Raw genomic sequence first — 25042 nt, 5'->3', positions numbered from 1 at the left:
AAGTGGCTATAAAATTTCAATATAATAAAACTTCACTTCAGCAGCTTGAGAAACAACTCAAAGTCCGGAAGCGAACACTCCCTATTATTAAGAATAAGGAAAGTGCGCTTCGTATGGAGGTAAAAAAGAGTAAAGAAGAAGCTGCCGGATATGAAGAGAAACTGGAGAAACAAATCCAGGCATACGAAGCCATGTTTGCACTTTGGAACGAGTTTGATCCATCATTGTTAAAAGTAAAAGATGTTCATCTGGGAATAAAAAAGATTGCTGGAGTAAGAGTTCCGTTAATTGATAATATTGATTTCGAGATACGTTCATTTAGTCTTTTTACAAGCCCTAAATGGTATGCCGATGGAATACATATTCTTAAGCAACTGGCTCATACGGCTATTGAACGCGAGTTTACTTTGGCAAAACTTAGTTTACTTGAACATGCCCGTAGGAAAACCACTCAAAAAGTGAATCTTTTTGAGAAAGTGCAAATACCTGGTTATGAAGATGCTTTGCGGAAGATAAAACGGTTCATGGAAGATGAAGAAAACCTTTCTAAATCTTCTCAGAAAATATTAAAGTCAATTCAAGCGAAAAGAAAGGAGGCTGAGGTATGATTACGAAAATGAAGAAATTTACCTTCCTGATCTTTCACAAGGAATACGAAGATTTTTTGCTCAAACTGCGTGAACTAGGAGCAGTACACATTGAAGAAAAGCAAGAAGGACAGGCTATTAATCCTGAACTGCAAGAGTCGATGAAAACATATTCATCGATAAACTCTTCCATTGCTTATCTGCAAAAGTTTACTGATAAAAAGTTAGAAGGAACAACTCAACCGGCATCTGTTGAAAGAGGTTTGGAACTGGCTAAAGAGGTAGAGGTACTTAAACAAAAGTCCGAAAAGCTAACCCAACAACTCCAATCTGTACAAAAGGAAGCAGATATAATGGAACCTTGGGGAGAGTTTAGTTGGACTGTACTTAAAGACCTTGAAAAAGCCGGATATAAGTTGCATTTCTATATCTCTACAACAAGAGATTTCAAGCAGGAATGGATTGATCTTTATCAGGCAGTTATTATAAACCAAACGGGTTCTCATTATTGTTTTGTTGTACTCAGCAAAGATGGAGAATATATAGATATTCCTGTTGAACGTGCCAGATTAAGCACACATTCTCTTTCGGAATTGAAAGAACAACACCAGCACATTGAAGAAGAGTTGGAAGCGTTAAAGAACAAACTAGCTACTCTTTCAAATACCGAAGCCGAATCTTTAGAACTGGCAAAGGATGAAGTGCTTTCCGAAATTGAGTTCTCCAGAATAGTTTTGGGGGGCGATAAATGTGCCGGCGATAAACTGGTTCTTCTACAAGGATGGATACCCAAAGATAAGGAAACCGCATTAATTGATTTCCTTGAAGGGGAACACCATTTTTATCAGGAAGAAAAAGTTGCAATGACTGATGATGTGCCTATTCTGCTGAAAAATAATTCTTTTTCAAAATTATACGAGCCTATAACACGCATGTTCGCTTTGCCGAATTACAGTGAATTAGATCCGACACCTTTGTTTGCTCCATTCTTTATGCTGTTTTTTGGATTGTGTATGGGCGATGGAGGATATGGCTTATTAATCTTCCTGGCTTGTTGGTTCCTGAAAAAGAAAGTACCCGAATCGGCAAAGAGTTTCTGTACCCTTGGCGAATTTTTCGGATTAGCTACCATTGTGGTAGGTATTCTTACCGGTTCATTCTTTGGAATAGCTTTAGACTCGGTAGAGTGGTCGTGGCTGAAAGGAGTTAAACAGTATTTTATTACTGAAAAGAACTATGCTCATTTATTAGGAGGGTATAGTCCGCTAATGGTATTTGCCATTGTTATCGGGCTTGTACAAATACTCTTTGGTATGTGTGTAAATGCAATTAAGATTACTAAACAATTTGGCATTAAGTATGCTTTAGCCAAAATAGCTTGGGTAGTGCTTCTTTTAGCTATTGCAGTTACATTTGGTGTTCCGGCTTTAGGTGTAGCATTTCCGGCTGTAGTAACTTACTTGTTATATGGCATTATAGCTATTAGTGTGTTGTTTATAATGTTCTACAATTCGCCCGATAAGAGTATTTTCTCGAACTTCGGTTCTGGCTTGTGGGATACATATAATATGGCTACAGGGCTATTAGGAGATACACTTTCGTACATTCGTTTATTTGCGTTAGGATTAACCGGAGGTATTTTAGGTGGAGTTTTTAACTCTTTAGCTTTCGATTTAACAGAGACGTTATCGCCTGTTCCCCGGTTTATTGCAGCATTCCTGATTCTTATATTTGGGCATTCAATAAACTTTGGACTTTGCTTAATCTCGTCTTTAGTACATCCTATGCGTCTTACTTTTGTCGAATTTTATAAAAATGCAGGTTTCGAAGGTGGTGGAAGAACATATAAACCATTTAAGAAATAGAAAACAAACAAATAAATTAATAATAATAATATAAAACAGAAAATTATGGAACCAATTGTATTAGCTTATTTAGGAATTGCACTGATGGTAGGGTTATCAGGTACCGGAAGTGCTTATGGAGTAACAATTTGTGGTAATGCTGCTGTAGGCGCTTTGAAGAAAAATCCTGGTGCATCCGGATCTTATATTGCACTCTCTGCATTACCATCATCACAGGGACTATATGGATTTGTTGGATACTTCTTGTTAAGTGCTTTCCTTGTTGAAGGTATTACCTGGTATGCAGCAGCAGCTATATTCGGAGCCGGATTAGGTTTAGGACTTGTAGCATTGTTCTCTGCCATTCGTCAGGCACAGGTTTGTGCAAACGGTATTGCTGCTATTGGTTCAGGCCACAATGTGTTTGGTACAACAATGGTACTTGCCGTATTCCCTGAACTTTATGCTATTCTTGGATTATTAGTACTGATTTTGATCTCAGGATTAATTCCTGCTTAAAAAACAGTTTATTATAAAGCTTAGAACCCGGAGCGATTACTGTTGATTGCTCCGGTTTTTTTTATCCTACCGGGATAACTCTTTTGTCCTACCGGGATAGAGGCTTCATCCTACCGGGAGAAACGGTTTATCCCGGTAGGACAACAGCTTTATCCCGGTAGGATAAATACAAATAGTTTAGTTAATGTAGTATCTGTGTAATAAAGAGGTCAAAGATGTTGAATACCGCAAACGTTTGTAGGCTGTTTGTACTGTTTTTTTTGAGAAACTATGATTTTTTAATAAATATTCCCTATTTTTGCACGGAATTAAATGAGTTCTAGAACATTATATGATAAACGAGTTATTAACTCCCGATTACATCTTCGAAGCAAGTTGGGAAGTATGTAATAAAGTAGGAGGTATATACACTGTATTGTCTACCAGGGCAAATACACTACAACAAATCTTTAGAGATAGATTATTTTTTGTAGGACCGGATATTTGGAAAGATAAGGAAAATCCCTTATTCACTGAGTCAGAAACCCTCTTTGCAGAATGGAGAGAGTATGCAAAAGAAAAGTCAGGGCTCTCGGTCCGGATAGGTCGTTGGAACATTCCCGGAAATCCAATTGTTATACTGGTAGATTTTAATTCCTTCTTTGAAAGTAAAAATGAAATTTATACTTTAGCTTGGGAATTCTATCAAGTTGATTCTTTACACGCTTATGGTGATTACGATGAAGCATCCATGTTTGCCTACGCAGCAGGAAAAGTAGTGAAAAGCTTCTATCTGTATAACCTATCAAGAACAGATAAAGTTATTTTCCATGCGCACGAGTGGATGACCGGAATTGCTGCTCTTTATCTGAGAACGCGTGTCCCTGAAATAGCCAATATCTTTACTACCCATGCAACCTCTATCGGAAGGTCGATAGCAGGAAATAACAAACCCTTATATGATTATCTTTTTGCATATAATGGCGATCAGATGGCACAGGAACTTAATATGCAATCCAAACATTCTATTGAGAAACAAACAGCCCATTATGTGGATTGTTTTACAACAGTGAGCGAAATCACTAACAATGAATGTAAGGAGTTATTGGAAAAACCTGCTGATGTTATTTTAATGAATGGTTTTGAAGATGATTTTGTGCCAAAGGGTGTTACTTTTTCGGGAAAGCGTAAGCGCGCTCGTGCAGCCATGTTGAATGTTGCCAATAAATTAATGGGAACAGATTGGGGAGATGATACATTGATAATTGGTACCAGCGGAAGATATGAATTCAAAAATAAAGGGATTGATGTTTTTCTGGAATCTTTAAGTAGATTAAGACAAGATAAAAACTTAAAGAAAAATGTTCTGGCATTTATTAATGTTCCGGCGTGGGTAGCAGGTGCCCGTGAGGATTTGCAAGTACGCCTGAAAAGCAAACAAAAATATACTACCCCTTTGGAATGTCCGTATTTAACACATTGGCTTCATAATATGGAACACGATAATGTGTTAAGAACGTTACAATATCTGAACATGCATAATAGTGCAGATGATAATGTGAAAGTTATTTTTGTACCATGTTACCTGGATGGTAAAGACGGTATATTTAATAAAGAATATTACGATTTGCTTCTTGGACAAGACCTCAGTGTTTATCCCTCATATTATGAACCATGGGGATATACTCCTTTAGAAAGTGTAGCATTTAAGGTGCCCACCATAACTACAGATTTAGCTGGGTTTGGATTATGGGTAAAAAGTTTCAAGAATCATGGAATAAACGATGGAGTAGAAGTTATACATCGTTCGGACAATAATTATTTTGATGTAGCAGATGGAATAACAGAAACAATAGCTTTCTTTTCGTCTAAAACAGAAAATGAAATAAAAGAAATACGTAAAAATGCAAGCGAAGTAGCCGAGAAAGCACTTTGGAAACATTTTATACAGTATTATTACGAAGCATACGATATTGCTTTGCGCAATGCTGAGAAACGTCAGTTAAATTAGGTATTTTAGGTATTAATAAAAAAACGAGTTTATGAAGGTTAAAGTGAGTAATGCAAATACTCCGAATTGGAAAGATGTAACAGTTAGATCTTTCGTGCCGGAGGAATTGGGAAAACTATCAGAAATAGCAAGAAACATCTGGTGGTCATGGAATTACGAGGCCACAGAACTTTTTAGAGATCTTGATCCTGAGTTGTGGAAAAATTCAGGTCATAATCCTGTTCTTTTGCTGGAAAGTATGAGTTATGAAAAACTTGAAGCACTGGCAAAAGATAAAGTTATCATTAAAAGAATGAACGAGGTGTATGCTAAGTTCAATGAATATATGAGTGTGAAGCCAGATTCAACACGTCCTTCTGTTGCATATTTCAGTATGGAATATGGATTGACAAGCGTGTTGAAAATTTATTCTGGTGGTTTAGGTGTGCTTGCAGGTGATTATTTAAAAGAAGCATCTGATAGTAATGTTGATTTGTGTGCGGTTGGTTTCTTATATAAATACGGCTATTTTACTCAGTCGTTAGCAATGGACGGTCAGCAAATAGCTAACTACGAAGCACAAAACTTTGGTCAGCTTCCTCTTGAAAAAGTATTGGGCGAAGACGGTCAACAACTTATTGTTACTGTACCTTATATTAATTACTTTGTACATGCGTATGTATGGAAAGTAAATGTAGGTCGTATCTCTCTTTATTTGTTAGATACCGACAACGACATGAACAGTGAATTCGACCGCTCAATAACACATCAGCTTTATGGTGGCGATTGGGAAAACCGCTTGAAACAAGAAATACTTTTGGGTATTGGCGGTATGCTAACACTGAAAACATTAGGAATCAAAAAAAATGTATATCATTGCAATGAGGGACATGCTGCTTTAATTAATGTACAGCGTATCTGTGATTATGTGGCCGATGGAATGACGTACGACCAAGCCATTGAACTTGTTCGTGCATCGTCATTGTATACTGTTCATACTCCTGTTCCTGCCGGACATGATTATTTCGACGAATCACTCTTTGGCAAATACATGGGTGGCTATCCCGAAAAAATGGGTATAACCTGGGACGATTTAATGGACCTTGGCCGTAATAATCCGGGTGATAAAAACGAACGTTTCTGTATGTCTATATTTGCATGTAACACTTCTCAGGAAGTGAACGGTGTAAGCTGGTTGCATGGAAAAGTATCTCAGGAAATGTTTTCGACTGTTTGGAAAGGATATTTCCCAGAAGAAAGTCATGTAGGATATGTTACCAATGGTGTGCATTTCCCAACATGGAGTGCTACTGAGTGGAAGCAACTTTATGGTAAATATTTCAACGAAAACTTCATGTTCGACCAGTCGAACCCTAAAATCTGGGAAGCTATTTATAATGTTCCCGATGAAGTGATCTGGGGTACCCGTCAGGCCATGAAGAATAAATTAGTTGATTATATCCGCCGACAATTCCGCGAATCATGGTTGAAAAACCAGGGAGATCCTTCGCGCATTGTATCATTGATGGATAAAATCAACCCCAATGCATTGCTGATTGGCTTTGGACGTCGTTTTGCTACATACAAACGTGCACATCTTTTGTTTACCGATCTGGACCGTTTGGCTAAGATTGTAAACAACCCCAACTATCCTGTTCAATTCTTGTTTACCGGTAAAGCTCATCCACACGATGGAGCCGGACAAGGATTAATCAAAAGAATTATAGAAATATCTCGTCGTCCTGAATTCTTAGGAAAGATTATATTCCTCGAAAACTATGATATGCACCTTGCCCGTCGGTTGGTGAGCGGTGTTGATATTTGGTTGAATACTCCAACCCGTCCTTTAGAAGCATCGGGTACATCGGGCGAGAAAGCGTTAATGAATGGTGTATTGAACTTCTCTGTACTCGACGGTTGGTGGCTGGAAGGCTATCGCGAAGGTGCTGGATGGGCTTTGACAGAAAAACGCACTTATCAAAATCAGGATCATCAGGACCAGTTAGATGCTGCTACAATTTACAGTATTCTTGAAACAGAAATACTTCCGTTGTATTACGCTCATAACAAGAAAGGTTACTCTGAAGGTTGGGTGAAATTCATCAAGAACTCTATCGCTCAGATTGCTCCTCATTATACAATGAAGCGTCAGTTAGATGATTATTATAGCAAGTTCTATACAAAACTGGCTACCCGTTTCAAACTTCTATCTGCTAATAACAATGCAAAAGCAAAAGAATTGGCTGCATGGAAAGAAGAAGTAGTTGCTAAGTGGGATTCGATAGAAATTGTATCGGCCGAGAAAACAGAAGAACTTATCAACGGATCAATTGAAAGTGGTAAGGAATACACAATAACGTATGTTGTTGACGAAAAAGGTTTGAATGATGCAATTGGTATAGAACTGGTTTCTACCTTCACCAATGCAGAAGGAAAACAACACATCTATTCTGTTGAACCGTTTGATGTAATTAAGAAAGAAGGTAATCTGTACACATTCCAGGTAAAACATAGCTTGTCTAATGCCGGAAGCTTCAAGATTGCTTATCGTATGTTCCCTAAAAATCAGGATCTACCTCACAGACAGGATTTCTGTTATGTGCGTTGGTTCTACTAAGATAAAGTATTGAAATAATAAAAGGAGGTAAGACAATCTGTTTTACCTCCTTTTATTTTACTCAATAGCCATAGCTATAAGAAAAACATCAAAGTAATCTGCGCCAGAATAACTCTTAGGAACATACTTAAAGGATATACAGTTGCATAAGCCACCGAAGGATTATCACCCGGAATAGTTTCGTTGGCAAAGTTAAGTGCCATAGGGTTGGCCATACTGCCACATATCATTCCGGTGACCGAACCAAAATCAATCTTTAATATTTTAAGTGCTATTGTTCCAACCAGCAGTACTGGGAGTACAGTTAGTCCGAATCCTAATCCAACCCACAAAAGACCCTCGGGACGGAAAACAGTTTCAAAGAAATCGCCTCCGGTACGAATTCCTAAACAAGCCAGGAATAATGATAAACCTAATGCACGTAACATCAGGTTGGCGCTTTGTGTGGTGTAGGTTATCATATGCAATCTTGGACCAAATGTACCAATCAATATACCAACAATGATCGGACCACCAGCAAGTCCCAGTTTAATTGGCATACTCATTCCCGGCAGGAACACAGGTACAGCTCCAAGTGCTAATCCCAGAATTACTCCGATAAATACAGTTACAAGATTGGGTTCTTCAAGGTTCTGAACTGTGTTTCCCAATGCTTTTTCTACATTTTGGATAGCTACTTTTTCGCCAATAACAGTAAGTCTGTCGCCAAACTGTAATGTCAGTTGCGGGGTTGCAAGTAGTTCTACCCCCGATCTGAATACACGGCTCACATTAATACCATAAATGTTACGAAGACGCAAGGTTCCTAATTTCTTTCCATTCAGTTCGGGGCGGGTGATAACTATGCGTCGCGAAACCAGTTGACTATCTATGGCATTCCAATCAATATCTTCACTGTTCCAGTCGTCCGTATTTTGCTCTCCGAAAAGAACTTTAAGTGATGGAAGGTTCTTTTCTGATGAAATAACCAATAACTGATCTCCTTCCCTGATTAGTTTTTCCGAGGTAGGGATAAATACGTTTCCGTTTCTCCATACGCGCGAAATAACAAACTTTATACGTCCCATCGAAGCTATTTCCTGAATGCTTTTATCGAATACAGCCGGATTTCTAACTTTAAACGCAGCTATGTATGGACGATTAATCTCTTCTTTCTTTTTTAATTCTAAACTCTTATTATCAACCAGTACCTTACGAATAAAAATGATGGCTAGTATTACTCCTAAAACACCTAGTGGATAAGCCACTGCACATGCCAAAGCCGGTGAGTTACTATCTGCACCTAATTGTTTTAAGGTTTGCTGAGCAGCTCCAAGAGCAGGCGTATTTGTTGTGGCTCCACATAATAGGCCTACCATATCGGGCAAAGATATTTGGGTAATGAAACTGGCTAGCACCGTAAGAAAGGTTCCTAAAAGCACTACACTGATTGCTAAACTGTTGAGTGTAATTCCATCTTTTCGGAATGAACTAAAAAAACCAGGACCTACTTGGAGCCCCAGTGCATAGACAAAGATAACAAGGCCAAAACTTTCGGCAAAGGTCAGTACCTCCGGTTCAATGGAAAGACCGAAATGACCGGCAAGAATTCCGGCAAAAAACACAAAGCTAACTCCTAACGAAATTCCCAGAAAATGTATTTTCCCTAATACCAAACCAACTGCGCAAACCAAAGCCAATACTACGATTGCCTGTATTGCTGAGTGCTCGAATAATATACTGTTAAGCCATTCCATCTTGACTTTTCTTTTGTTGTTTTAAATATCAATAGAAGATTTTACCCAAATGCATTTTCGAGTGAAATTGTATTTTTTAGCAATTTTAAAAACGTATTTGTCATACCTTTGGGCTTTCGAGGCGCAAAGTTATTTAAAAGTAACGATATAACGCCCCAATTGTTATTGTTTGAATCTTATAAAAATAAACTAAAAACTTATGAGATTGAAAGCTAGACTGTTATAATAACTCGTACTGTTGTTTGCAAAAAAAACTTCTGAAAACATTTGTATAGTTCAAAAGTTCGCTCTATATTTGCATCCGCATTCCAGAGGGAATGACACTTCAAGGAAGTGTGGGTGAGTGGCTGAAACCACCAGTTTGCTAAACTGACGAACGGGCAACTGTTCCGCGAGTTCGAATCTCGCCGCTTCCGCTAAAAAGGTCTACAATTACGTTTTACGTGTTGTAGGCCTTTTTTGTTTTAAAGAAAGTTTATTAAGATGCCATAGACCTTGAATTACCTCTCAACTTTTTTAGCTTTTATATATTATTAACCCTCGTTTTTCCTCTAACCATTCTCACCAAAAGTATTTTCTATTCTATCCGCGTATTTCTCTGTAGTTTTCTTAGGGAAGTTCTGTAGTTCTCTTTGGAAAACTCCGTAGCTTTCTTTGGAAAAGTCTGTAGTTTTCTACAGAAAACTCTGTAGCTTTCTAAAATAAAATACGGGAATGGTAGTAATTTCAAATTACCCGCATTCCCATATAATACCTGCATATCTTAAACTAAAGATACAAAAAAACGATGATGTATGCAACTGTGTATTAACAGTTTTTTAGATCAGAAATTAATCAACTTAATCAATTTGTTCTTTTCTTTAATTGTTATCCTTCTTCTTTCAGATTCAATTAATCCTTCTTGTTGCATGTGTGTTAATTCACGTTCCAGTGAAGGGCGCGACACTCCGAAATATTCAGCAATTGCACTTTTCGACATTCGGAGCTCAATCGTATCGGATTGTTGCTCTTTAGCCAATTCGAGTATGTACACAGATACCTTTTGGCGGATTGTTCGGAAAGACATAAAATGTAGCCGACGACTTAATCGGGTTGCAAAGTTGGCCGAGATATCCAGATAGTTCTTCAGCAGAGATTCATTTTCCATCAACATTTTTAATACAGAAGAGCGGGGGATGATAAGTGCAGTTACTTCTTCATTTGCTGTTGCCTGAACTGGAAATCTGTTATTGTCACCAAACAGAAAAAGAATGGCCAGCGGGTTAGGGGCATGGATGTCTTCAACTTTAATAATCTTTCCTGTAGGGTCGGTCATTTCAGCTTTTACACTACCATTGAGTAAAAAGATTAATCGGTTGCAAGGTTCGTCTTGCCAGGCGAGTATTTCGCCTTTCTTAAATTGTTGCTGTTTAACAGGGATAGTTGAAAACAGAGAATTTATTTCCTGTTCATTCAACGACCTGAAAAGGTTGCATTGGGTTAGGGGAGTTAGATTGATGTTCATATTTGCAAACTTAAATAAAATCTTCGATTAATAAAAAGAACCATCTGTAACATTTGTGACAGTTCTCTCACTTCATCATCCTTTACCTTTGCACTAAATTAAAATCAGAAACTTATGAAAAGAACTATAATTAAGATAGACGAAGACCTTTGCAATGGTTGTGGACAATGTGTAAGCGGATGTCATGAAGGAGCATTGCAATTAATAGATAATAAAGCAGTGATTGTTAGCGAACTGTATTGCGACGGCTTAGGAGCTTGCATAGGCGAATGCCCTGTAGGTGCTATTACGCTCGAAGAACGCGAAGCCGAACCATACAGCGAAGTAGCCGTAATGGAACGGTTGGTTCCTAAAGGTGAAAAGATAATTCAGGCACACCTCAATCATTTAAAAGAACATGGTGAAGAAGGACTTTTGAAAGAAGGGCTCGATTATTTGCAAACACATCATATCTCTATAGGTTTTCATCAAAAAGAAGATCAAAAGGAAAAGTTACCTTGTGGATGCCCCGGAACAATGGATAGAGAGATTAAACGCCCTCAACAAACTGTTACATTTTCAGGAGGTATGGGAGTAAAACCAGTGGCACCTCAGTTATCCGAATTGCAACAATGGCCTGTTCAGCTTCATCTGCTCAATCCGGGAGCAGGGTATCTTCATCGTTCGCATCTTTTGTTGGCTGCAGATTGTACAGCTTTTGCTTGTGGTGATTTTCATAGTCGTTTTCTCAAAGGAAAAACATTAGCTATTGCCTGTCCTAAATTAGATAGTAACACACAAATATATGTGGATAAACTGGCACAAATGATTGAGCATGCCCAACTGGAAACACTTACTGTACTTATTATGGAAGTTCCTTGTTGCGGAGGTTTGCTTCGGATAGCAGAAATGGCACGCGAACAAGCTAAACATATTCCCATTAAAGTTGTTATTCTTGGTGTTGAGGGAGATGTCCAAAGCGAGAAATGGATTTGATAAATTAATTATATTACACTAAATGGAAAAAACTATGAACATGTTTTGTTATCAGTGCCAAGAAACAGCTTTTGGAAAAGGCTGTACAATAAAAGGAGTATGTGGAAAAGAACCCAACACATCCGCACTTATGGATGTATTGGTGTACACGGTTCGGGGAATAGCAATTGTTAACCGTGCTTTGCGCGAAAAAGGAGCTTCTGATGTTGAAGCAAGTCGCCAGATACTTGATGCGCTTTTTGCTACCATTACCAATGCTAATTTTGATGATGATGCGCTTAAGCAACGTATTAAACATGCTATTGAAACTAAAAACAAATTAATTGGTACTGCAAAGAAACGTGGAATAGAGCTTCCCGAAGCCGATGAAATAGTATTTGCACCTGCCGAGGCTGAATATGAAACTGTTGCCCCCCAAGTGGGTGTTCTATCAGAACCAAACGAAGATATCCGCTCGTTAAAACAGATGGTTGTTTATGGAGTTAAAGGGATGTCGGCCTATACAGAGCATGCTCTTAATCTGGGATATGAAGACAATGATGTATACGAAATTCTTGAAAACGCATTAGCCGAAGTCAGCCGGAAAGACATATCTCTTGATGAGTTAACCAGTGTTGTACTGAATGTAGGCGAGGGTGGGGTAAAAGCAATGGCATTACTTGATAAGGCAAATACCTCTACTTATGGCAATCCTGAAATAACCAAAGTAAATATCGGTGTGCGCAACAAACCGGGAATCCTGATAAGCGGTCATGACTTAAAAGACCTGGAAGAACTATTGGAACAAAGCAAAGATCAGGGAGTAGATATTTATACCCATAGCGAAATGTTGCCGGCACATTATTACCCTGCATTTAAAAAGTATCCGCATTTTGCCGGAAACTATGGAAATGCCTGGTGGAAACAACGTGAAGAGTTCGAAACATTTAATGGAGTGATATTTTTCACTACCAACTGTATTGTTCCGCCTTTAAGTAAAGCTACCTATACCAATCGTGTTTATACAACAGGTTCGGCAGGGTATCCTGGGGCAACTCATATCCCTCCGCGTAAGGATGGTAAACCAAAAGATTTTTCTGCCCTGATTGAACATGCTAAGAAATGTACACCTCCACAGGAAATTGAACATGGCGAGATTATCGGAGGCTTTGCCCATAATCAGGTTCTTGCTTTAGCCGATAAGGTTGTAGATGCGGTTAAAAGTGGAGCTATCCGTAAGTTTATTGTAATGGCCGGATGCGACGGACGCATGAAGTCGCGCCAATATTATACTGATTTTGCACTTGCTCTTCCAAAAGATACTGTAATATTAACTGCCGGATGTGCAAAGTACCGATATAATAAATTACCATTAGGTGATATCAATGGAATCCCTCGTGTATTGGATGCCGGACAGTGTAACGATAGTTATTCACTTGTTCTTATCGCATTGGCTTTGAAAGATGCTTTTGGATTAGATAGTGTAAATGATCTTCCTTTGGTTTTCAACATAGCCTGGTACGAGCAAAAGGCAGTAATTGTATTGTTGGCACTTCTCAGTCTTGGGGTAAAGAATATCCATTTAGGACCAACACTTCCGGGATTTGTTTCGCCCAATATAACCAATATTCTGGTTGACAAATTCGGACTTGGTACAATTTCTACTGCCGATGAGGATGTGTCAATGTGGGTAAATCCGGTGTAATTTACTATCTTTGTCTGGTGAATGTTATTTATATAACTGCGCATGGACAAAATAGAATGCACTGGCGAACATGAGAAAATATTGTTTGATATTCCTCTGTTCAGAGATTTACCACTAAATGTAAAGTCTACTCTGCTCAACAGATTGGATTATACACTATATGATATCAGAAAAAAAGATATAATTGCCCGGCAAAGTACCCCTTGCAAACGTTTAATGGTTTTGTTAAAAGGCAAACTTCGGGTAGATATTATAGATGCTCTGGGAAATGAAGTAATGATTGAATACATTATTGCTCCCAGAGCATTTGCTACTCCGCATTTATTCAGTACAGATAATACTCTGCCAGCTACATTCACTGTTTTAGATGATGGTTATTTATTTACAGCAACAAAAGACTCCCTGTTTAAACTGATAAGTGAAGAACCCGGCATTCTGAAAAGCTTTCTTTGTATTACTGGGAATTGTAATAAGTGTACTGTAACACGCTTAAAAGCTCTTTCGCATAAAAATGTTCGTAATCGTTTTGTGCAATATCTCTTCGAACATCTGCAACCCAATGGAACTGTAGCTGTTATGGAACATAATCAGCAACAACTTGCCGAGTATCTTTGTGTAACCCGTCCGGCTTTATCAAAGGAAATAAATAAATTGATAAAAGAAGGATTGATTAAGGCAGAAGGTAAAACAGTACAAATGCTGGATATGAGGGCTTTAAACGAATACTTGGTGTGAACTAAGTGCCTTATATCTTAATGTCATTTAACTCAACTAACTTATTCACTATAGCATAAATAGTAAGACCAGATGCACTGTGTATCTGTAATTTGCGTGAAATATTTCTTCTGTGAGTAATAACCGTATGAATAGACAAATATAACTTTTCTGCAATCTCTTTATTAGTCATGCCTTTTACCACACATACAATTATCTCTTTTTCCCGCTGACTTAATGCGTCCGGATTTTCTTCTTCTTGTGGCTTAATGTTCTGCAACAAATTGATTTTATCATTAATAACCTCCAAACTATCGAATATTGAAATGCTTTCATCATACTTACTTAACAAGGTTGCATCAGTGAAAGCACTAACCAAGGCAACTAAACGTATGTTCCGGGCAGAGGCTTCAGCGCGGAATTGTGCTACATCAAAATAATCACCAAAAGTAGGGTTTACCATCAGAATATGAGGAGGTTGGCTGCGGATACAATCTCGCAAGGCATCTACCGACGCCAACTCAACAGACAGAATTTTTAAATTAGGTAATCTTTTTAAAGCCTGCATCATACCACTACGAATAATAATAGAAGACTCGGCAATAGCAATTCGTATAACCTCGCTATTTTTCATTTCCCAATATCCTCCTTTCGAGTTTCAAAATGGTAGGAACCAGAAGGTAATCTTCAACACTGCAATGAGAGTCCAGTCCTTCTTCGCAAGTGTATATATCGAATAATGCAGCATTCAACATATTTTTATTCGCTTTTGCCGGACAGTATTTAATTATTATATTCTTTAACTCGGTAAGTTTCTCACTTATCTGATCGTGGTGCTTGGAGAATGTACTGATTTGATAGTTCTTGGGGGGATTATTATTGAGTAATGCATCTACATATTTAAAAACGGTTTTTTCCTCGTATTCCATGTGTTTTCTTACTTCATTCATGTATTCATCGAAGAATTTTAGAATCAGGAAAGAAACATCATCATCCGAACAATCAATGGCATATATTAACTTCCGGCGAATACCGGGAAGGCAAAAATCAAGGAAATATATGTGTGCTTGTTTAAGATAGTCGACCAATGCAGGTATTGAAATTTCATAGTGTGTATTGTCTATCCTTGAAAAACCTTCCTCAACAAAGTTCACAACAGCAAGAAATGTGGGGCAATGTACTCCATTCATCTCGCATACTTCTTTTACTGTTTTATTACCAAATCCCAACGACAGTCCGAAACGACTCATTACCTGTAACAAATTATAATTATTGCTTATCAGGTCAATCATCTTATCTGTTGGTTTGTATTTCTGTGTATTATCCATGCATCTGTTTTCAATATGCAAATTAACGTAAACTTTTCTAAGTTCACAATCGCTATTTATTGGTATTGGATACCTATTTTATGGTAACAAACGAGTAAAAATATAAAATAATAGTTTTAACAAAGGGAAACTTTGCCTAAACTTTCCACTTCCAAAGAGACGGCTAATCCCATTGCCTTGAATAGTTTTCTCACTGTGGAAAATGTTAGATTCTTACCGCTTTCAATCCGAGAGATTTGAGCTTTCTGTACGCCTACCAATTTACCTAATTCCTCTTGAGTTAGGTTTTTGGCTTGTCGTGCCTGTTTAATAGCCTCGCCAATAAGAAACATTTCTAAATCTTCCTCATATTTATCACGTTTAGGAGTACCTTTTTTGCCTATAAACTCATTTACAACTTCCTCATGTGTATAAACTTTCTTTTCCATAGCTATATTATTTAAAATATTCTTTCATTATATTATTTGCCTTTTCAATCTCCCTTAAAGGCGTTTTATCTGTTTTCTTAATGAAACCATGTGTAGCAATAACGAGCGTATCTTTTTCTCCTGTTTTATCCCAAAAAGCTAATAAACGATACTGTTTGTTATTATATTGGGTTCTAAATTCCCAAATGTCGGTATCTTCTAACTTCTTGAATAATTTAGGATCCATCACATAGGTTGCTTTATCTATGTTGTAAATAATCTTATCTCGTGCTTTATCTTCAATATCTTGCAAGAATTCTAAGGCTTCTTGTAGATAAGCAACTTCAAATTTCCGTTTTACTTCCATCGATTCATTATGTTTAAACAATACAAAGATAGTAAATGTTTCCATAAACAGAAACTATTCCTGCAATACCATTTGCAACCAAGTTGCATCAACTTTTACCGACCTTTGCCTTCATTAAACATATAAAACAATTAATGATATGGCAAATTTAATAAAAACTCAACATACTTGCTGTTGTCATAACGATCATTGTACACCAAACAATGAACATTCAAGTTGGAAAAAATACCTTCCGGCAATAATCAGTTTCTTAATGCTCGTTGCAGGACTTCTAGCAGAACATGTTTTTCATGTAGCATTCTTTACCGGATACATAAAACTTGCATGGTATATTCTGGCATACTTACCTGTAGGTATTCCGGTGTTAAAAGAATCAGTTGAAAGCATCTCGCACAAAGACTTCTTCAATGAGTTTACTTTAATGACTATTGCTACTCTGGGAGCATTCTTCATTAAAGAGTATCCGGAAGGGGTTGCAGTGATGCTTTTCTATTCGGTAGGAGAACTGTTTCAGGATGCCGCTGTAAACAAAGCCAAAAGTAATATTAAAGCACTCTTAGATATCCGACCAGATATGGCAACTGTGCTTCGTGATGGAGAGTATATCACTCTTTCTCCCTCGGAGGTAAAGATTGGTGAAACAATTCAGGTAAAAGCTGGCGAGAAAGTTCCTTTAGACGGAATATTGCTTTCGCAGGAAAGCAGCTTTAATACTTCGGCACTTACAGGCGAAAGTAAACCCAGAACCATCCGGAAAGATGAAACAGTACTCTCTGGCATGATGAATATAGATAAGGTAATTGAAGTACAAGTTCAGAAACTATATGAGGATAGTGCTTTTTCAAGAATCCTTGCTATGGTACAAGATGCAACATCTCGTAAAGCCAAAACCGAATTGTTAATCAGAAGATTTGCCCGGATATATACTCCCATTGTGTTCTTTTTGGCCTTAGCTATTGCAACTGTTCCGGCATTGTTTATTTCCGACTATGTTTTTCAAACCTGGCTATACCGTGCTTTGGTTTTCCTTGTAATCTCTTGTCCTTGTGCACTTGTAATATCCATTCCGTTAGGATACTTCGGTGGGATTGGAGCAGCTTCGCGAAATGGTATTCTCTTTAAAGGCGCCAACTATTTGGATATGATGCCAGCCATTAACGTAGTGGCTATGGATAAAACCGGAACATTAACCAAAGGGGTATTCGAAGTTCAGAATATAGCTACAAACCATAATCCGGATACCTTTATGTCGATATGCGGTAGTATTGAGAGTCAGTCTAAACACCCAATTGCCAAAGCGATATTATCTTATTGCAATACAAAGCAGATACCTATTATGCCAGTTAGTGAAGCCGAAGAAATTGCAGGGCATGGTATTAAAGGTGTTGTAAATAACCAAACAATTCTTGCCGGAAACGCCCGGTTAATGGATAAATACAATGTTGGTTATGACAAACAAATTGATTCAATTCCCGAAACAATTGTTATAATCGCAATAGATAATGTATATGCCGGATATGTTACTATTGCAGATGAGGTTAAAAAAGATGCAGCATATACAATCAGTAAGATGAGAGAGTATGGTATAAAAACAGTTATGCTGAGCGGTGATAAAGCATCCATTGTTGAGAAAATGGCATCCGAACTTAGTATTGATGAAGCCTATGGAAACCTACTTCCGGAAGACAAGATCAAATATGTAGAACGGTTAAAAAAGAATCCGGAACATAAAGTGGCTTTTGTGGGCGACGGCATTAATGACGCTCCTGTGCTTGCACTTAGTGACATTGGTATAGCCATGGGAGCAATGGGTTCTGATGCAGCAATTGAAATAGCAGATGTAGTAATACAAACCGACGAGCCTTCTAAAATTGTTTCGGCAATAAAAATAAGCAAGAAAACCCGACGGATTGTTAAACAGAATATAACTATGGCTTTCACTGTTAAATTAGCTGTGTTAATTCTGGGTACAATTGGCTTTGCAAGCATGTGGGGAGCTGTTTTTGCTGATGTGGGTGTAGCTTTATTAGCCATCTTAAATGCCGTGAGGGTATTAAATTATAAAGAAGTTAGCTTAAGTTAATCATCCTTAAAGCTTCTACTTATTTTTAGTAGACTGAATCTTTTTATTACCTTAGCGTCCGTATAATAGTTCAAACTTAAACATAATAAAACCATGAAACGGCATTTGTTAGGAGTTTTATTGTTGCTTAGTTCTACTGTATGGGCGCAACAATCTACATCCATTACTGAGGCAATGGATAATTACAATTACAAAACAGCAATCAATCTCATTGATCAGCAATCACCCACTCCCCAATTACTTTTTCTGAAAGCAAAAGCTTTGAAAGGATTGTATCAATATGCTGAAGCAACTGATTTGTTGCAAACAATAATTACCGATCTGCCCAATAATTCTCAGGTTATTATGGAATTGGCAGAATGCTCGCGACAGGCTGGTAGATTCAATGTAGCCATTGAAAACTATGAGAAATTGCTTAAACTTAATCCCAATCATACTTACGCTCAAATACAATATCTCAACTTATTGTTGATGATCAATAAATATTCGAAAGCCAAAACCGTATGCGAAAATGCTTTGGCAAGAGATAGTTCAACTGTATTTATAAGAATGATGGCTCAATGTCATGAAGGGCTACTTGAAATCCTTTCGGCCAGAGACTGGTATATAAAAGTAATAGAGAAAGAACCTGACGACTATTTTTCGGTAAGTAAACTTGCTAACATATATATACAAACCAACGACTATGCCTATGCTATCGATGTTACTGAAAAGTACAGAGAAAAAGACCCGGACAATATCTATATAAACAGGCAAAACGCTCAGGCATATTGTCTTAGTCAGGAGCACGATATGGCCGTTGAAAGATATACCCAATTACTGAATCAAGGAGACAGTACCCGCTACACTTGCTATTATGCAGGTGTGAGTTTCTTTGCGAAAGATCGCTTTTTCGATGCGCACGATTGTTTAGAAGTAGCATTAAAGTACGATCCGCAAAACGTGAGTATACTTTTTTATCTGGCAAAGGCATGTGCCCGAACATCGTGGAAAAATCAGGCAATTGAATATATGCAACAGGCTTTAGATATCACCATACCTGCAAACGAGACTGTTGGCAGTTTATATGGCGGCATGGTTGATTGTGCAAAACGTGCTTCGAACTGGGGGAAGTACATGGAAGCATTACACCTGCAACGAAAATATGCGCCCACAAACTACCTTATTTATATGATAGGTGCCGGATATCAGGATTATATGAAGGATGAAAAGAATGCCATAAAATACCTGGAAATGTATTTGAAAACCAAGCCAAAGGAAGCAAACAACGATCCAACCATGGAAGGCGGTGCTTTGGTGCTTGATGCAAATGCAACTTACCGGATAGCAGAAAGCCGGCTAAAGAAACTGAAAGAAGAACGTTTCTTCAGAGATGGAGTAAAAGAAGAGGATATTAAAAAATAGAGAACTATGAAACGGAATATTTTTCTTTTTTGCTTGTTAGCATGTACAGTAGTACAAGCGCAAAAGACCGATTCTATATCCAGAGCAATGGATAACTATGAGTACGAAACTGTTATTAAACTGATTGATCAGCAAGAATCCACAATACCTCTTATGTTACTTAAAGCCAAAGCTTACAGAGGACTATTCTTGTACGATGAGGCTGCAAACTGTTTACAGGAAATACTTAAAACAGACCCCGAAAACAATCAGGCTACAATTGAACTTGCAGACAATTATCGTTTGGGAGGAAGGTTTTCCGAATCATTAAAGTATTACGAAGAAGCCATAAACAAGCAACCTCATAACAAATACCTGAAACTTCAATATATCAACCTGCTTTACAGGCTCGATAAACATCATCAGGTTATTGATGTATGCAAGGAAATGCTAAAAAATGATAGTACTGCTTATGTTTTGAGATTAACAGCACAATCTTACGACGCACTTTTAAATGACACTATGGCAATGCTGCATTATCAAAAAGCAATTGAAAAGAATCCGCGCGATTATATCTCTGTTTCCCGAATTGCCACTTTAAATATTGAGGTCGATACAGAGATGGCTCTTAGGTTAACAGAGGAGTATCGCAAGATTGATCCTACCAATATTTTTGTAAACAGAGTCAATGCACAGGCTTACTGTATAGCGCAAGATTATAAAACAGCAGTAGAAAGATACAAGCCTCTGATTGAAGGAGGAGACACAAGCAAAACAACCTGCTATTATTACGGTGTAAGCTGTATTAGCTTGTTAGACTACGAAAACGCATACAAGTATCTGCTTTTGGCATTAGCCAATGATCCAACTAACATTAATCTCTTGTATTATGTAGGAACAGCTGCTTGTAGAACTAAACGAGTAAAAGAAGGTATTATGTATCTTGAAATGGCACTTGCTTTAGCTATTCCGCAAGATATTGAAATGGCAAAGTTATATGCTGCTTTAGCCGAATCGTACGGTAGGGATGAAAATAGAAAAAATCAGATTGCAGCATTAAAAGAACAATTAAGATACGATCCGCAAAACAATCTTATACTATATCGGATAGGGACTGTTTACCACGATTTCTTACAGGATGAGAAAAATGCTGAACGGTATCTGGAAATGTTCATGAAAACTAAACCCGAAAGCATGGACATAAAATCTCCCCAATTTCTACTAGAAGATGGAAAGTTTGCCCCTGTAATGGTAGAGAAAAAAAAGAAAAGGGAAGAAATAGACTATTACATTCAGGCTGATGCCAGATTGAAAGATATGCGTGTAGAAAAATTTTTCAGAGATGGAGTAAAAGAAGAGGATATTAAAAAATGATGTTTATCTTTACAGCGATAACCATTAATTCCCTATCATGAAATCTTATAGGATTATTCTTTTAATAACGTGCTTTGTTGCAATAAGCAGCAAAGCACTTGGTGTTTCTTCGGATTCTTTAAGTAATACAATTCATATCTATGTAGCTTTATGCGATAACAAATATCAGGGGATAGTGAAGGTTCCTGTGAAAATAGGAAATGGACAAGACCCTGACAACAACCTTTATTGGGGATGTGGCTATGGCATACGAACCTACTTTAAGAAAAGTCAGGAGTGGAAATTTATTAAAACCGAAAAGATAGATTCCATAAAACTGGAACGAGTTATCTTTAAACATGCCACTAAAGATTATTATCTGGTTGCCGATGCATACAATGGCAAACACATCTATCAATGTACCAAAGATTTTATGAACAGCAGTTGTGGTAAACTCAAGGAAAGTATTGATGTTGATGGAAAAAAGATTGGCATTGCAGGTAACTCTAAACTAATAGCTTATATCGGTCACGATGGCTTAATGGATTTTGCACTACCGGGCACTTTCGAGAATACCGATAAACAAACAAGAGATGTAATTGTACTGGCATGTTACAGCAAACATTTCTTCTCACCTCATTTAAAACGTGCAAATGTAAATCCTCTTGTATGGACATCGCATCTTATGGCTCCCGAAGCCTATACCATACACGATGCAATAACCGGTTATATAAACAATGAATCCAGAGAAGAAATAAGAAGAAGGGCTTATCTGGCATATTCAAAATTCCAGAAGTGTGGTGAAAAAGCTGCTAGGAATTTATTAGTTTCGGGATGGTAGTATTACCTTTGCCCGATAATTACTAAATCCTTCAACATGAACCAGATTGAAAAAATTATTGATAAGGAAAACTGGAATCGTAAAGAACACTTTGAACACTTTAGTGCTTTTGATGATCCTTTCTTCGGAGTTACTACCAACGTTGACTGCACAAATACCTATCAATACGCAAAAGAAACAGGATTATCTTTTTCTTTATTAGTTTTGCACCGCATCATTACTACTGCATGCAAAGTAGAGGAGTTCCGCTATCGTATAGAGGGAGATAAGATTGTTTGTTACGACAGTCTTTCGCCCGAAGGAACCGTTGCCCGGGCCGATCATACTTTTTCTTTTGCATCTTTTGAGTATGATGCCAACGAAATTGTATTTGTTCAGAAAGCAAAAGCCGAAATAGAACGTCTGCAACATACCACAGGATTAAACAAAGGTGGTGGTGTATACAGACCCAATGCCATACATTATTCTGCCGTGCCTTGGATTAACTTTACAGATATGAAGCATCCTACCAGTATGCGGTCGGGCGATAGTATACCTAAGATTTCAACTGGGAAATACTTTAAAGAAGGGGATAGATTGATGATGCCCATTTCAATTACCTGCCATCATGGGTTGATGGATGGTTACCATGTAGGGCGGTTTTTGGAGTTGTTGGAGCTGTAAAATATCTGCATGGATTCAAAATTCTAGTTATATCATTTAGCCATACCACTCCTCACAAAATTGTGAATTAGCACTTACTTTAAAGATCTATAACCTACATTATTCATACTCGTTCAGTTAGTGGCTGAATTTTTGAAACGCTGAGTTACGCTAAGTTACGCGGAGTTTTCCTGCGGCATCGCAATAAAAACTCCGCGAAACTCCGAGTAACTTAGCGTTTCAATTTCGATGAAAATCTATTGTTCTGAAAATCAAAATCTTACAGTACCACCGTTTTTTTACCCTTGAGAAAAAAGTACCACGCCGGTGGTACAAAAGTATCTTAGGCAAGATACAAAAGTATCTTAGGCAAGACACAAAAGTATCTTCGGTAAGATACAAAAGTGCCTCAGGTAAGATACAAACGTTTGCATAAAATACCTGTCTTTATTAAAATAGGTAAAAACATGCAAGCGGATAAATTGTTTTATATTAGCAGGCGGATTAAATTACATAAACCAATATAAATGATATCATGAAAAAATTAATTCTATCTCTCAGCATTTTCTTGCTCACAGTGAGTGTGTACGCAGCTAATGTTAACAAAATCGATCCACCTTTCTGGTATGTGGGTATGAATAATCCACAACTTCAACTCATGGTTTACGGCGATGGTATTGGCGATGCAACCGTAACGGTTAACTATCCCGGAGTGTATATCAGCAATACGGTTCGTGTTGAGAGTAAAAACTATCTTTTGGTCTATCTTAATCTTGAGAAAGATGTTAAGCCGGGAATAGTAAATCTTACTTTTACACAAGGGAAGAAAAAAACAGTGAAAGGATACGAACTAAGAACCCGCGAAAAAGATCCAGCCGAGCGCATGGGCTTTGATGCTTCGGACGCACTTTATTTATTAATGCCCGACCGCTTTGCCAATGGCGACCCTAGTAACGATATGATAGAAGGACTGGCTCCGTATACTGTAAATCGCAGTGAACCTAACGTTCGTCACGGTGGCGACCTTGCAGGTATTGAACAGCACCTTGATTATTTTACCGATTTGGGAGTTACTGCCCTTTGGTTTACTCCCATCCTTGAAAACAGCATGACGGGTGGTTCGTACCACGGTTACGCAACAACCGATTATTACCGTGTTGACCCACGTTTTGGAACCAATGAAGAATACAGGTCGTTAATATCTAAATGTCACGGCCGGGATATTAAAATTGTTATGGATATGATTTTTAACCATTGTGGTGTTGAGCATCCATGGATTAAAGATATGCCTTCGAGAGATTGGTTTAACAATCCGGATCACGAAACAAATTTTGTTCAAACTTCCTTCCGTTTGCCTCCTATGGTAGACCCTTATGCTTCTGAATATGATTTTTGGAAAATGAACGATGGTTGGTTTGTTACTGCCATGCCCGACCTGAACCAGAAGAACCCACATGTTTACCGCTATCTGGTACAAAACAGTTTTTGGTGGATTGAATATTCCGGTATCGACGGAATCCGTATGGATACTTATCCGTATGCCGACTATGATGCAATGAGCAACTGGATGAAGGAACTGAACGAACAATATCCTAATTATAATGTGGTTGGCGAAACATGGGTAACCGAGCCGGCATATACAGCCTGGTGGCAGAAGGATTCTAAAATATCGGCTCCTTTAAACAGTCATTTGAAATCGGTTATGGATTTCAGCTTCTTCGAGAAAATCAATATGGCTAATGAGGAACAGACTGATGATTTTGGACAGGGGCTAAACCGTATTTACAATAACTTTGTATACGATTTCCTGTATCCCAACCCCGAAATGGTTCTTGCTTTTTACGAAAACCATGACACTGAACGTTTCTTGCGCGAAACTCAGGATCTTACTAAATTAAAACAGGCTGTAACTTTATTGCTTACTACCCGTCGTATTCCGCAATTGTATTATGGTACAGAGGTTATGATGAATGGAATAAGAAAAGGTAGCGACGGACATATTCGTCAGGACTTTCCCGGTGGATGGGCTGGTGATGGCTCAAATGCTTTTACTGCTCAGGGACGTACACAGATTCAGAACGAAAGCTTCAATTTCTATCGTACACTGTTGCACTGGCGCAAGGGTAATGATGTGATAGCAAAAGGTTCAATGGTACAATTCATGCCTCAACACGGTGTATATGTTTATGCCCGTCAACACGAAGGAAAAACAGTTTTAGTTATATTGAATGGCAAGGATTCGGAAGTTACTCTTCCACTCCATGTTTATAAAGAGGTTCTGAAAGATAAGAAACAAGGGAAAGATGTGATAACAGGCCGCACTATTGGTTTAGATAATAAACTGAAAATGACGGCAAGGGAGTCATTGGTTATTGAGTTGTAGGTAAATTGAACACAGAGGTACTGTGTTGAATTCCAAATTAAATTAAATATTTTTTCTATCTTTGTCTCCGCCAAAGGAAGGCTTCATGCGATACTTTGTACTGAGG

At 37.9% G+C, this 25042-nt stretch carries 20 protein-coding genes and 1 tRNA gene; 15 read left to right on the top strand and 6 right to left on the bottom strand.

Features of this window, described 5'->3' with window-relative positions; translation table 11 throughout:
• The first annotated feature begins 2 nt into the window (after positions 1–2).
• The 5 genes from D0T85_RS17150 to D0T85_RS17130 all read left to right on the top strand — a co-directional run bounded on the left by D0T85_RS17150 (position 3) and on the right by D0T85_RS17130 (position 7536).
• Positions 3–608: a V-type ATP synthase subunit D gene (locus D0T85_RS17150; RefSeq protein WP_163214758.1), complete on the top strand. Its 606-nt coding sequence runs from the start codon at positions 3–5 to the stop codon at positions 606–608.
• A complete protein-coding gene (locus D0T85_RS17145) occupies positions 605–2452 on the top strand; it encodes a V-type ATP synthase subunit I (RefSeq protein ID WP_163214757.1) in 1848 nt (615 codons plus the stop codon). Before D0T85_RS17150 ends, D0T85_RS17145 begins: the two co-directional genes overlap by 4 nt.
• Positions 2453–2497: 45 nt before the next feature.
• Positions 2498–2950 (top strand): ATPase, encoded by a 453-nt coding sequence (locus D0T85_RS17140; RefSeq protein ID WP_163214756.1) that lies wholly within the window; start codon positions 2498–2500, stop codon positions 2948–2950.
• 331 nt (positions 2951–3281) lie between these two features.
• The gene (locus tag D0T85_RS17135; protein ID WP_163214755.1) at positions 3282–4940 is read left to right on the top strand and encodes a glycosyltransferase; all 1659 of its coding nucleotides are present in this window, start codon (positions 3282–3284) and stop codon (positions 4938–4940) included.
• Between the two features lie 31 nt (positions 4941–4971).
• Positions 4972–7536, top strand: a complete 2565-nt coding sequence (locus D0T85_RS17130; RefSeq protein ID WP_163214754.1) for a glycosyltransferase family 1 protein — start codon at positions 4972–4974, stop codon at positions 7534–7536.
• A gap of 74 nt (positions 7537–7610) precedes the next feature.
• On the opposite strand, the gene D0T85_RS17125 is transcribed toward D0T85_RS17130, so the two are convergent.
• Positions 7611–9272, bottom strand: coding sequence for a putative transporter (locus D0T85_RS17125; protein WP_163214753.1), 1662 nt, complete (start codon positions 9270–9272; stop codon positions 7611–7613).
• 329 nt (positions 9273–9601) lie between these two features.
• On the opposite strand from D0T85_RS17125, the gene D0T85_RS17120 reads away from it, so the two are divergent.
• Positions 9602–9688 (top strand) — tRNA-Ser (locus D0T85_RS17120).
• Positions 9689–10095: 407 nt separating this feature from the next.
• Here the strand turns inward: D0T85_RS17120 and D0T85_RS17115 are convergent.
• On the bottom strand, positions 10096–10776 hold the full coding sequence (locus D0T85_RS17115; RefSeq protein WP_163214752.1) for a Crp/Fnr family transcriptional regulator: 681 nt from the start codon (positions 10774–10776) through the stop codon (positions 10096–10098).
• A gap of 114 nt (positions 10777–10890) precedes the next feature.
• Here D0T85_RS17115 and D0T85_RS17110 point away from each other — a divergent pair, with 114 nt between their 5' ends.
• The 3 genes from D0T85_RS17110 to D0T85_RS17100 are packed head-to-tail and all read left to right on the top strand — an operon-like array spanning position 10891 to position 14170.
• Positions 10891–11751 carry an ATP-binding protein gene (locus tag D0T85_RS17110; protein WP_163214751.1) on the top strand — a complete coding sequence of 287 codons (861 nt, stop codon included), beginning with the start codon at positions 10891–10893 and terminating at the stop codon, positions 11749–11751.
• Between the two features lie 34 nt (positions 11752–11785).
• Positions 11786–13435 (top strand): hydroxylamine reductase, encoded by a 1650-nt coding sequence (gene hcp, locus D0T85_RS17105; RefSeq protein WP_163214750.1) that lies wholly within the window; start codon positions 11786–11788, stop codon positions 13433–13435.
• A 42-nt stretch (positions 13436–13477) separates the two neighbouring features.
• Positions 13478–14170 (top strand): Crp/Fnr family transcriptional regulator, encoded by a 693-nt coding sequence (locus D0T85_RS17100; RefSeq protein WP_163214749.1) that lies wholly within the window; start codon positions 13478–13480, stop codon positions 14168–14170.
• A 10-nt stretch (positions 14171–14180) separates the two neighbouring features.
• Here D0T85_RS17100 and D0T85_RS17095 read toward each other — a convergent pair whose 3' ends face one another.
• The 4 genes from D0T85_RS17095 to D0T85_RS17080 form a co-directional block, all read right to left on the bottom strand.
• On the bottom strand, positions 14181–14783 hold the full coding sequence (locus D0T85_RS17095) for a LuxR C-terminal-related transcriptional regulator (protein WP_163214748.1): 603 nt from the start codon (positions 14781–14783) through the stop codon (positions 14181–14183).
• The gene (locus D0T85_RS17090; protein ID WP_163214747.1) at positions 14773–15477 is read right to left on the bottom strand and encodes a hemerythrin domain-containing protein; all 705 of its coding nucleotides are present in this window, start codon (positions 15475–15477) and stop codon (positions 14773–14775) included. The genes D0T85_RS17095 and D0T85_RS17090 overlap by 11 nt, the downstream gene beginning before the upstream one ends.
• A 116-nt stretch (positions 15478–15593) precedes the next feature.
• On the bottom strand, positions 15594–15905 hold the full coding sequence (locus D0T85_RS17085) for a helix-turn-helix domain-containing protein (RefSeq protein ID WP_163214746.1): 312 nt from the start codon (positions 15903–15905) through the stop codon (positions 15594–15596).
• 7 nt (positions 15906–15912) lie between these two features.
• On the bottom strand, positions 15913–16251 hold the full coding sequence (locus D0T85_RS17080; protein ID WP_163214745.1) for a type II toxin-antitoxin system RelE/ParE family toxin: 339 nt from the start codon (positions 16249–16251) through the stop codon (positions 15913–15915).
• Between the two features lie 139 nt (positions 16252–16390).
• Here D0T85_RS17080 and D0T85_RS17075 point away from each other — a divergent pair, with 139 nt between their 5' ends.
• From D0T85_RS17075 to D0T85_RS17050, 6 genes are all read left to right on the top strand, one after another.
• Positions 16391–18334, top strand: a complete 1944-nt coding sequence (locus D0T85_RS17075; RefSeq protein ID WP_203558516.1) for a heavy metal translocating P-type ATPase — start codon at positions 16391–16393, stop codon at positions 18332–18334.
• Between the two features lie 93 nt (positions 18335–18427).
• Positions 18428–19738 (top strand): tetratricopeptide repeat protein, encoded by a 1311-nt coding sequence (locus D0T85_RS17070; protein ID WP_163214744.1) that lies wholly within the window; start codon positions 18428–18430, stop codon positions 19736–19738.
• A 6-nt stretch (positions 19739–19744) separates the two neighbouring features.
• Positions 19745–21091 (top strand): hypothetical protein, encoded by a 1347-nt coding sequence (locus D0T85_RS17065; RefSeq protein WP_163214743.1) that lies wholly within the window; start codon positions 19745–19747, stop codon positions 21089–21091.
• 37 nt (positions 21092–21128) lie between these two features.
• Complete coding sequence (locus D0T85_RS17060; RefSeq protein WP_203558515.1) at positions 21129–21911, top strand: hypothetical protein; 783 nt, start codon at positions 21129–21131, stop codon at positions 21909–21911.
• Between the two features lie 36 nt (positions 21912–21947).
• On the top strand, positions 21948–22574 hold the full coding sequence (locus tag D0T85_RS17055; RefSeq protein ID WP_163214742.1) for a chloramphenicol acetyltransferase: 627 nt from the start codon (positions 21948–21950) through the stop codon (positions 22572–22574).
• 514 nt (positions 22575–23088) lie between these two features.
• Positions 23089–24936 (top strand): glycoside hydrolase family 13 protein, encoded by a 1848-nt coding sequence (locus D0T85_RS17050; protein ID WP_163214741.1) that lies wholly within the window; start codon positions 23089–23091, stop codon positions 24934–24936.
• The last annotated feature ends 106 nt before the right edge of the window (positions 24937–25042 follow it).

This window comes from Bacteroides sp. 519 (assembly GCF_010500955.1).
In the GTDB taxonomy this organism is placed as follows: domain Bacteria; phylum Bacteroidota; class Bacteroidia; order Bacteroidales; family Bacteroidaceae; genus Bacteroides.
The sequence above is the reverse complement of the archived record's forward strand: the minus strand, read 5'-3'. Positions and strand labels throughout refer to the sequence as shown.

Bases quoted from the DNA above. Each gene is read 5' to 3' on its own strand.
- D0T85_RS17090 (WP_163214747.1), bottom strand. From the start codon at position 15,477: ATGGATAATACACAGAAATACAAACCAACAGATAAGATGATTGACCTG.
- D0T85_RS17055 (WP_163214742.1), top strand. From the start codon at position 21,948: ATGAACCAGATTGAAAAAATTATTGATAAGGAAAACTGGAATCGTAAA.
- D0T85_RS17075 (WP_203558516.1), top strand. From the start codon at position 16,391: ATGGCAAATTTAATAAAAACTCAACATACTTGCTGTTGTCATAACGAT.
- D0T85_RS17060 (WP_203558515.1), top strand. From the start codon at position 21,129: ATGAAATCTTATAGGATTATTCTTTTAATAACGTGCTTTGTTGCAATA.
- D0T85_RS17145 (WP_163214757.1), top strand. From the start codon at position 605: ATGATTACGAAAATGAAGAAATTTACCTTCCTGATCTTTCACAAGGAA.
- D0T85_RS17115 (WP_163214752.1), bottom strand. From the start codon at position 10,776: ATGAACATCAATCTAACTCCCCTAACCCAATGCAACCTTTTCAGGTCG.
- D0T85_RS17100 (WP_163214749.1), top strand. From the start codon at position 13,478: ATGGACAAAATAGAATGCACTGGCGAACATGAGAAAATATTGTTTGAT.
- D0T85_RS17065 (WP_163214743.1), top strand. From the start codon at position 19,745: ATGAAACGGAATATTTTTCTTTTTTGCTTGTTAGCATGTACAGTAGTA.
- D0T85_RS17110 (WP_163214751.1), top strand. From the start codon at position 10,891: ATGAAAAGAACTATAATTAAGATAGACGAAGACCTTTGCAATGGTTGT.
- D0T85_RS17130 (WP_163214754.1), top strand. From the start codon at position 4,972: ATGAAGGTTAAAGTGAGTAATGCAAATACTCCGAATTGGAAAGATGTA.
- D0T85_RS17140 (WP_163214756.1), top strand. From the start codon at position 2,498: ATGGAACCAATTGTATTAGCTTATTTAGGAATTGCACTGATGGTAGGG.
- D0T85_RS17095 (WP_163214748.1), bottom strand. From the start codon at position 14,783: ATGAAAAATAGCGAGGTTATACGAATTGCTATTGCCGAGTCTTCTATT.
- D0T85_RS17080 (WP_163214745.1), bottom strand. From the start codon at position 16,251: ATGGAAGTAAAACGGAAATTTGAAGTTGCTTATCTACAAGAAGCCTTA.
- D0T85_RS17085 (WP_163214746.1), bottom strand. From the start codon at position 15,905: ATGGAAAAGAAAGTTTATACACATGAGGAAGTTGTAAATGAGTTTATA.
- D0T85_RS17050 (WP_163214741.1), top strand. From the start codon at position 23,089: ATGAAAAAATTAATTCTATCTCTCAGCATTTTCTTGCTCACAGTGAGT.
- D0T85_RS17125 (WP_163214753.1), bottom strand. From the start codon at position 9,272: ATGGAATGGCTTAACAGTATATTATTCGAGCACTCAGCAATACAGGCA.
- hcp (WP_163214750.1), top strand. From the start codon at position 11,786: ATGAACATGTTTTGTTATCAGTGCCAAGAAACAGCTTTTGGAAAAGGC.
- D0T85_RS17070 (WP_163214744.1), top strand. From the start codon at position 18,428: ATGAAACGGCATTTGTTAGGAGTTTTATTGTTGCTTAGTTCTACTGTA.
- D0T85_RS17135 (WP_163214755.1), top strand. From the start codon at position 3,282: ATGATAAACGAGTTATTAACTCCCGATTACATCTTCGAAGCAAGTTGG.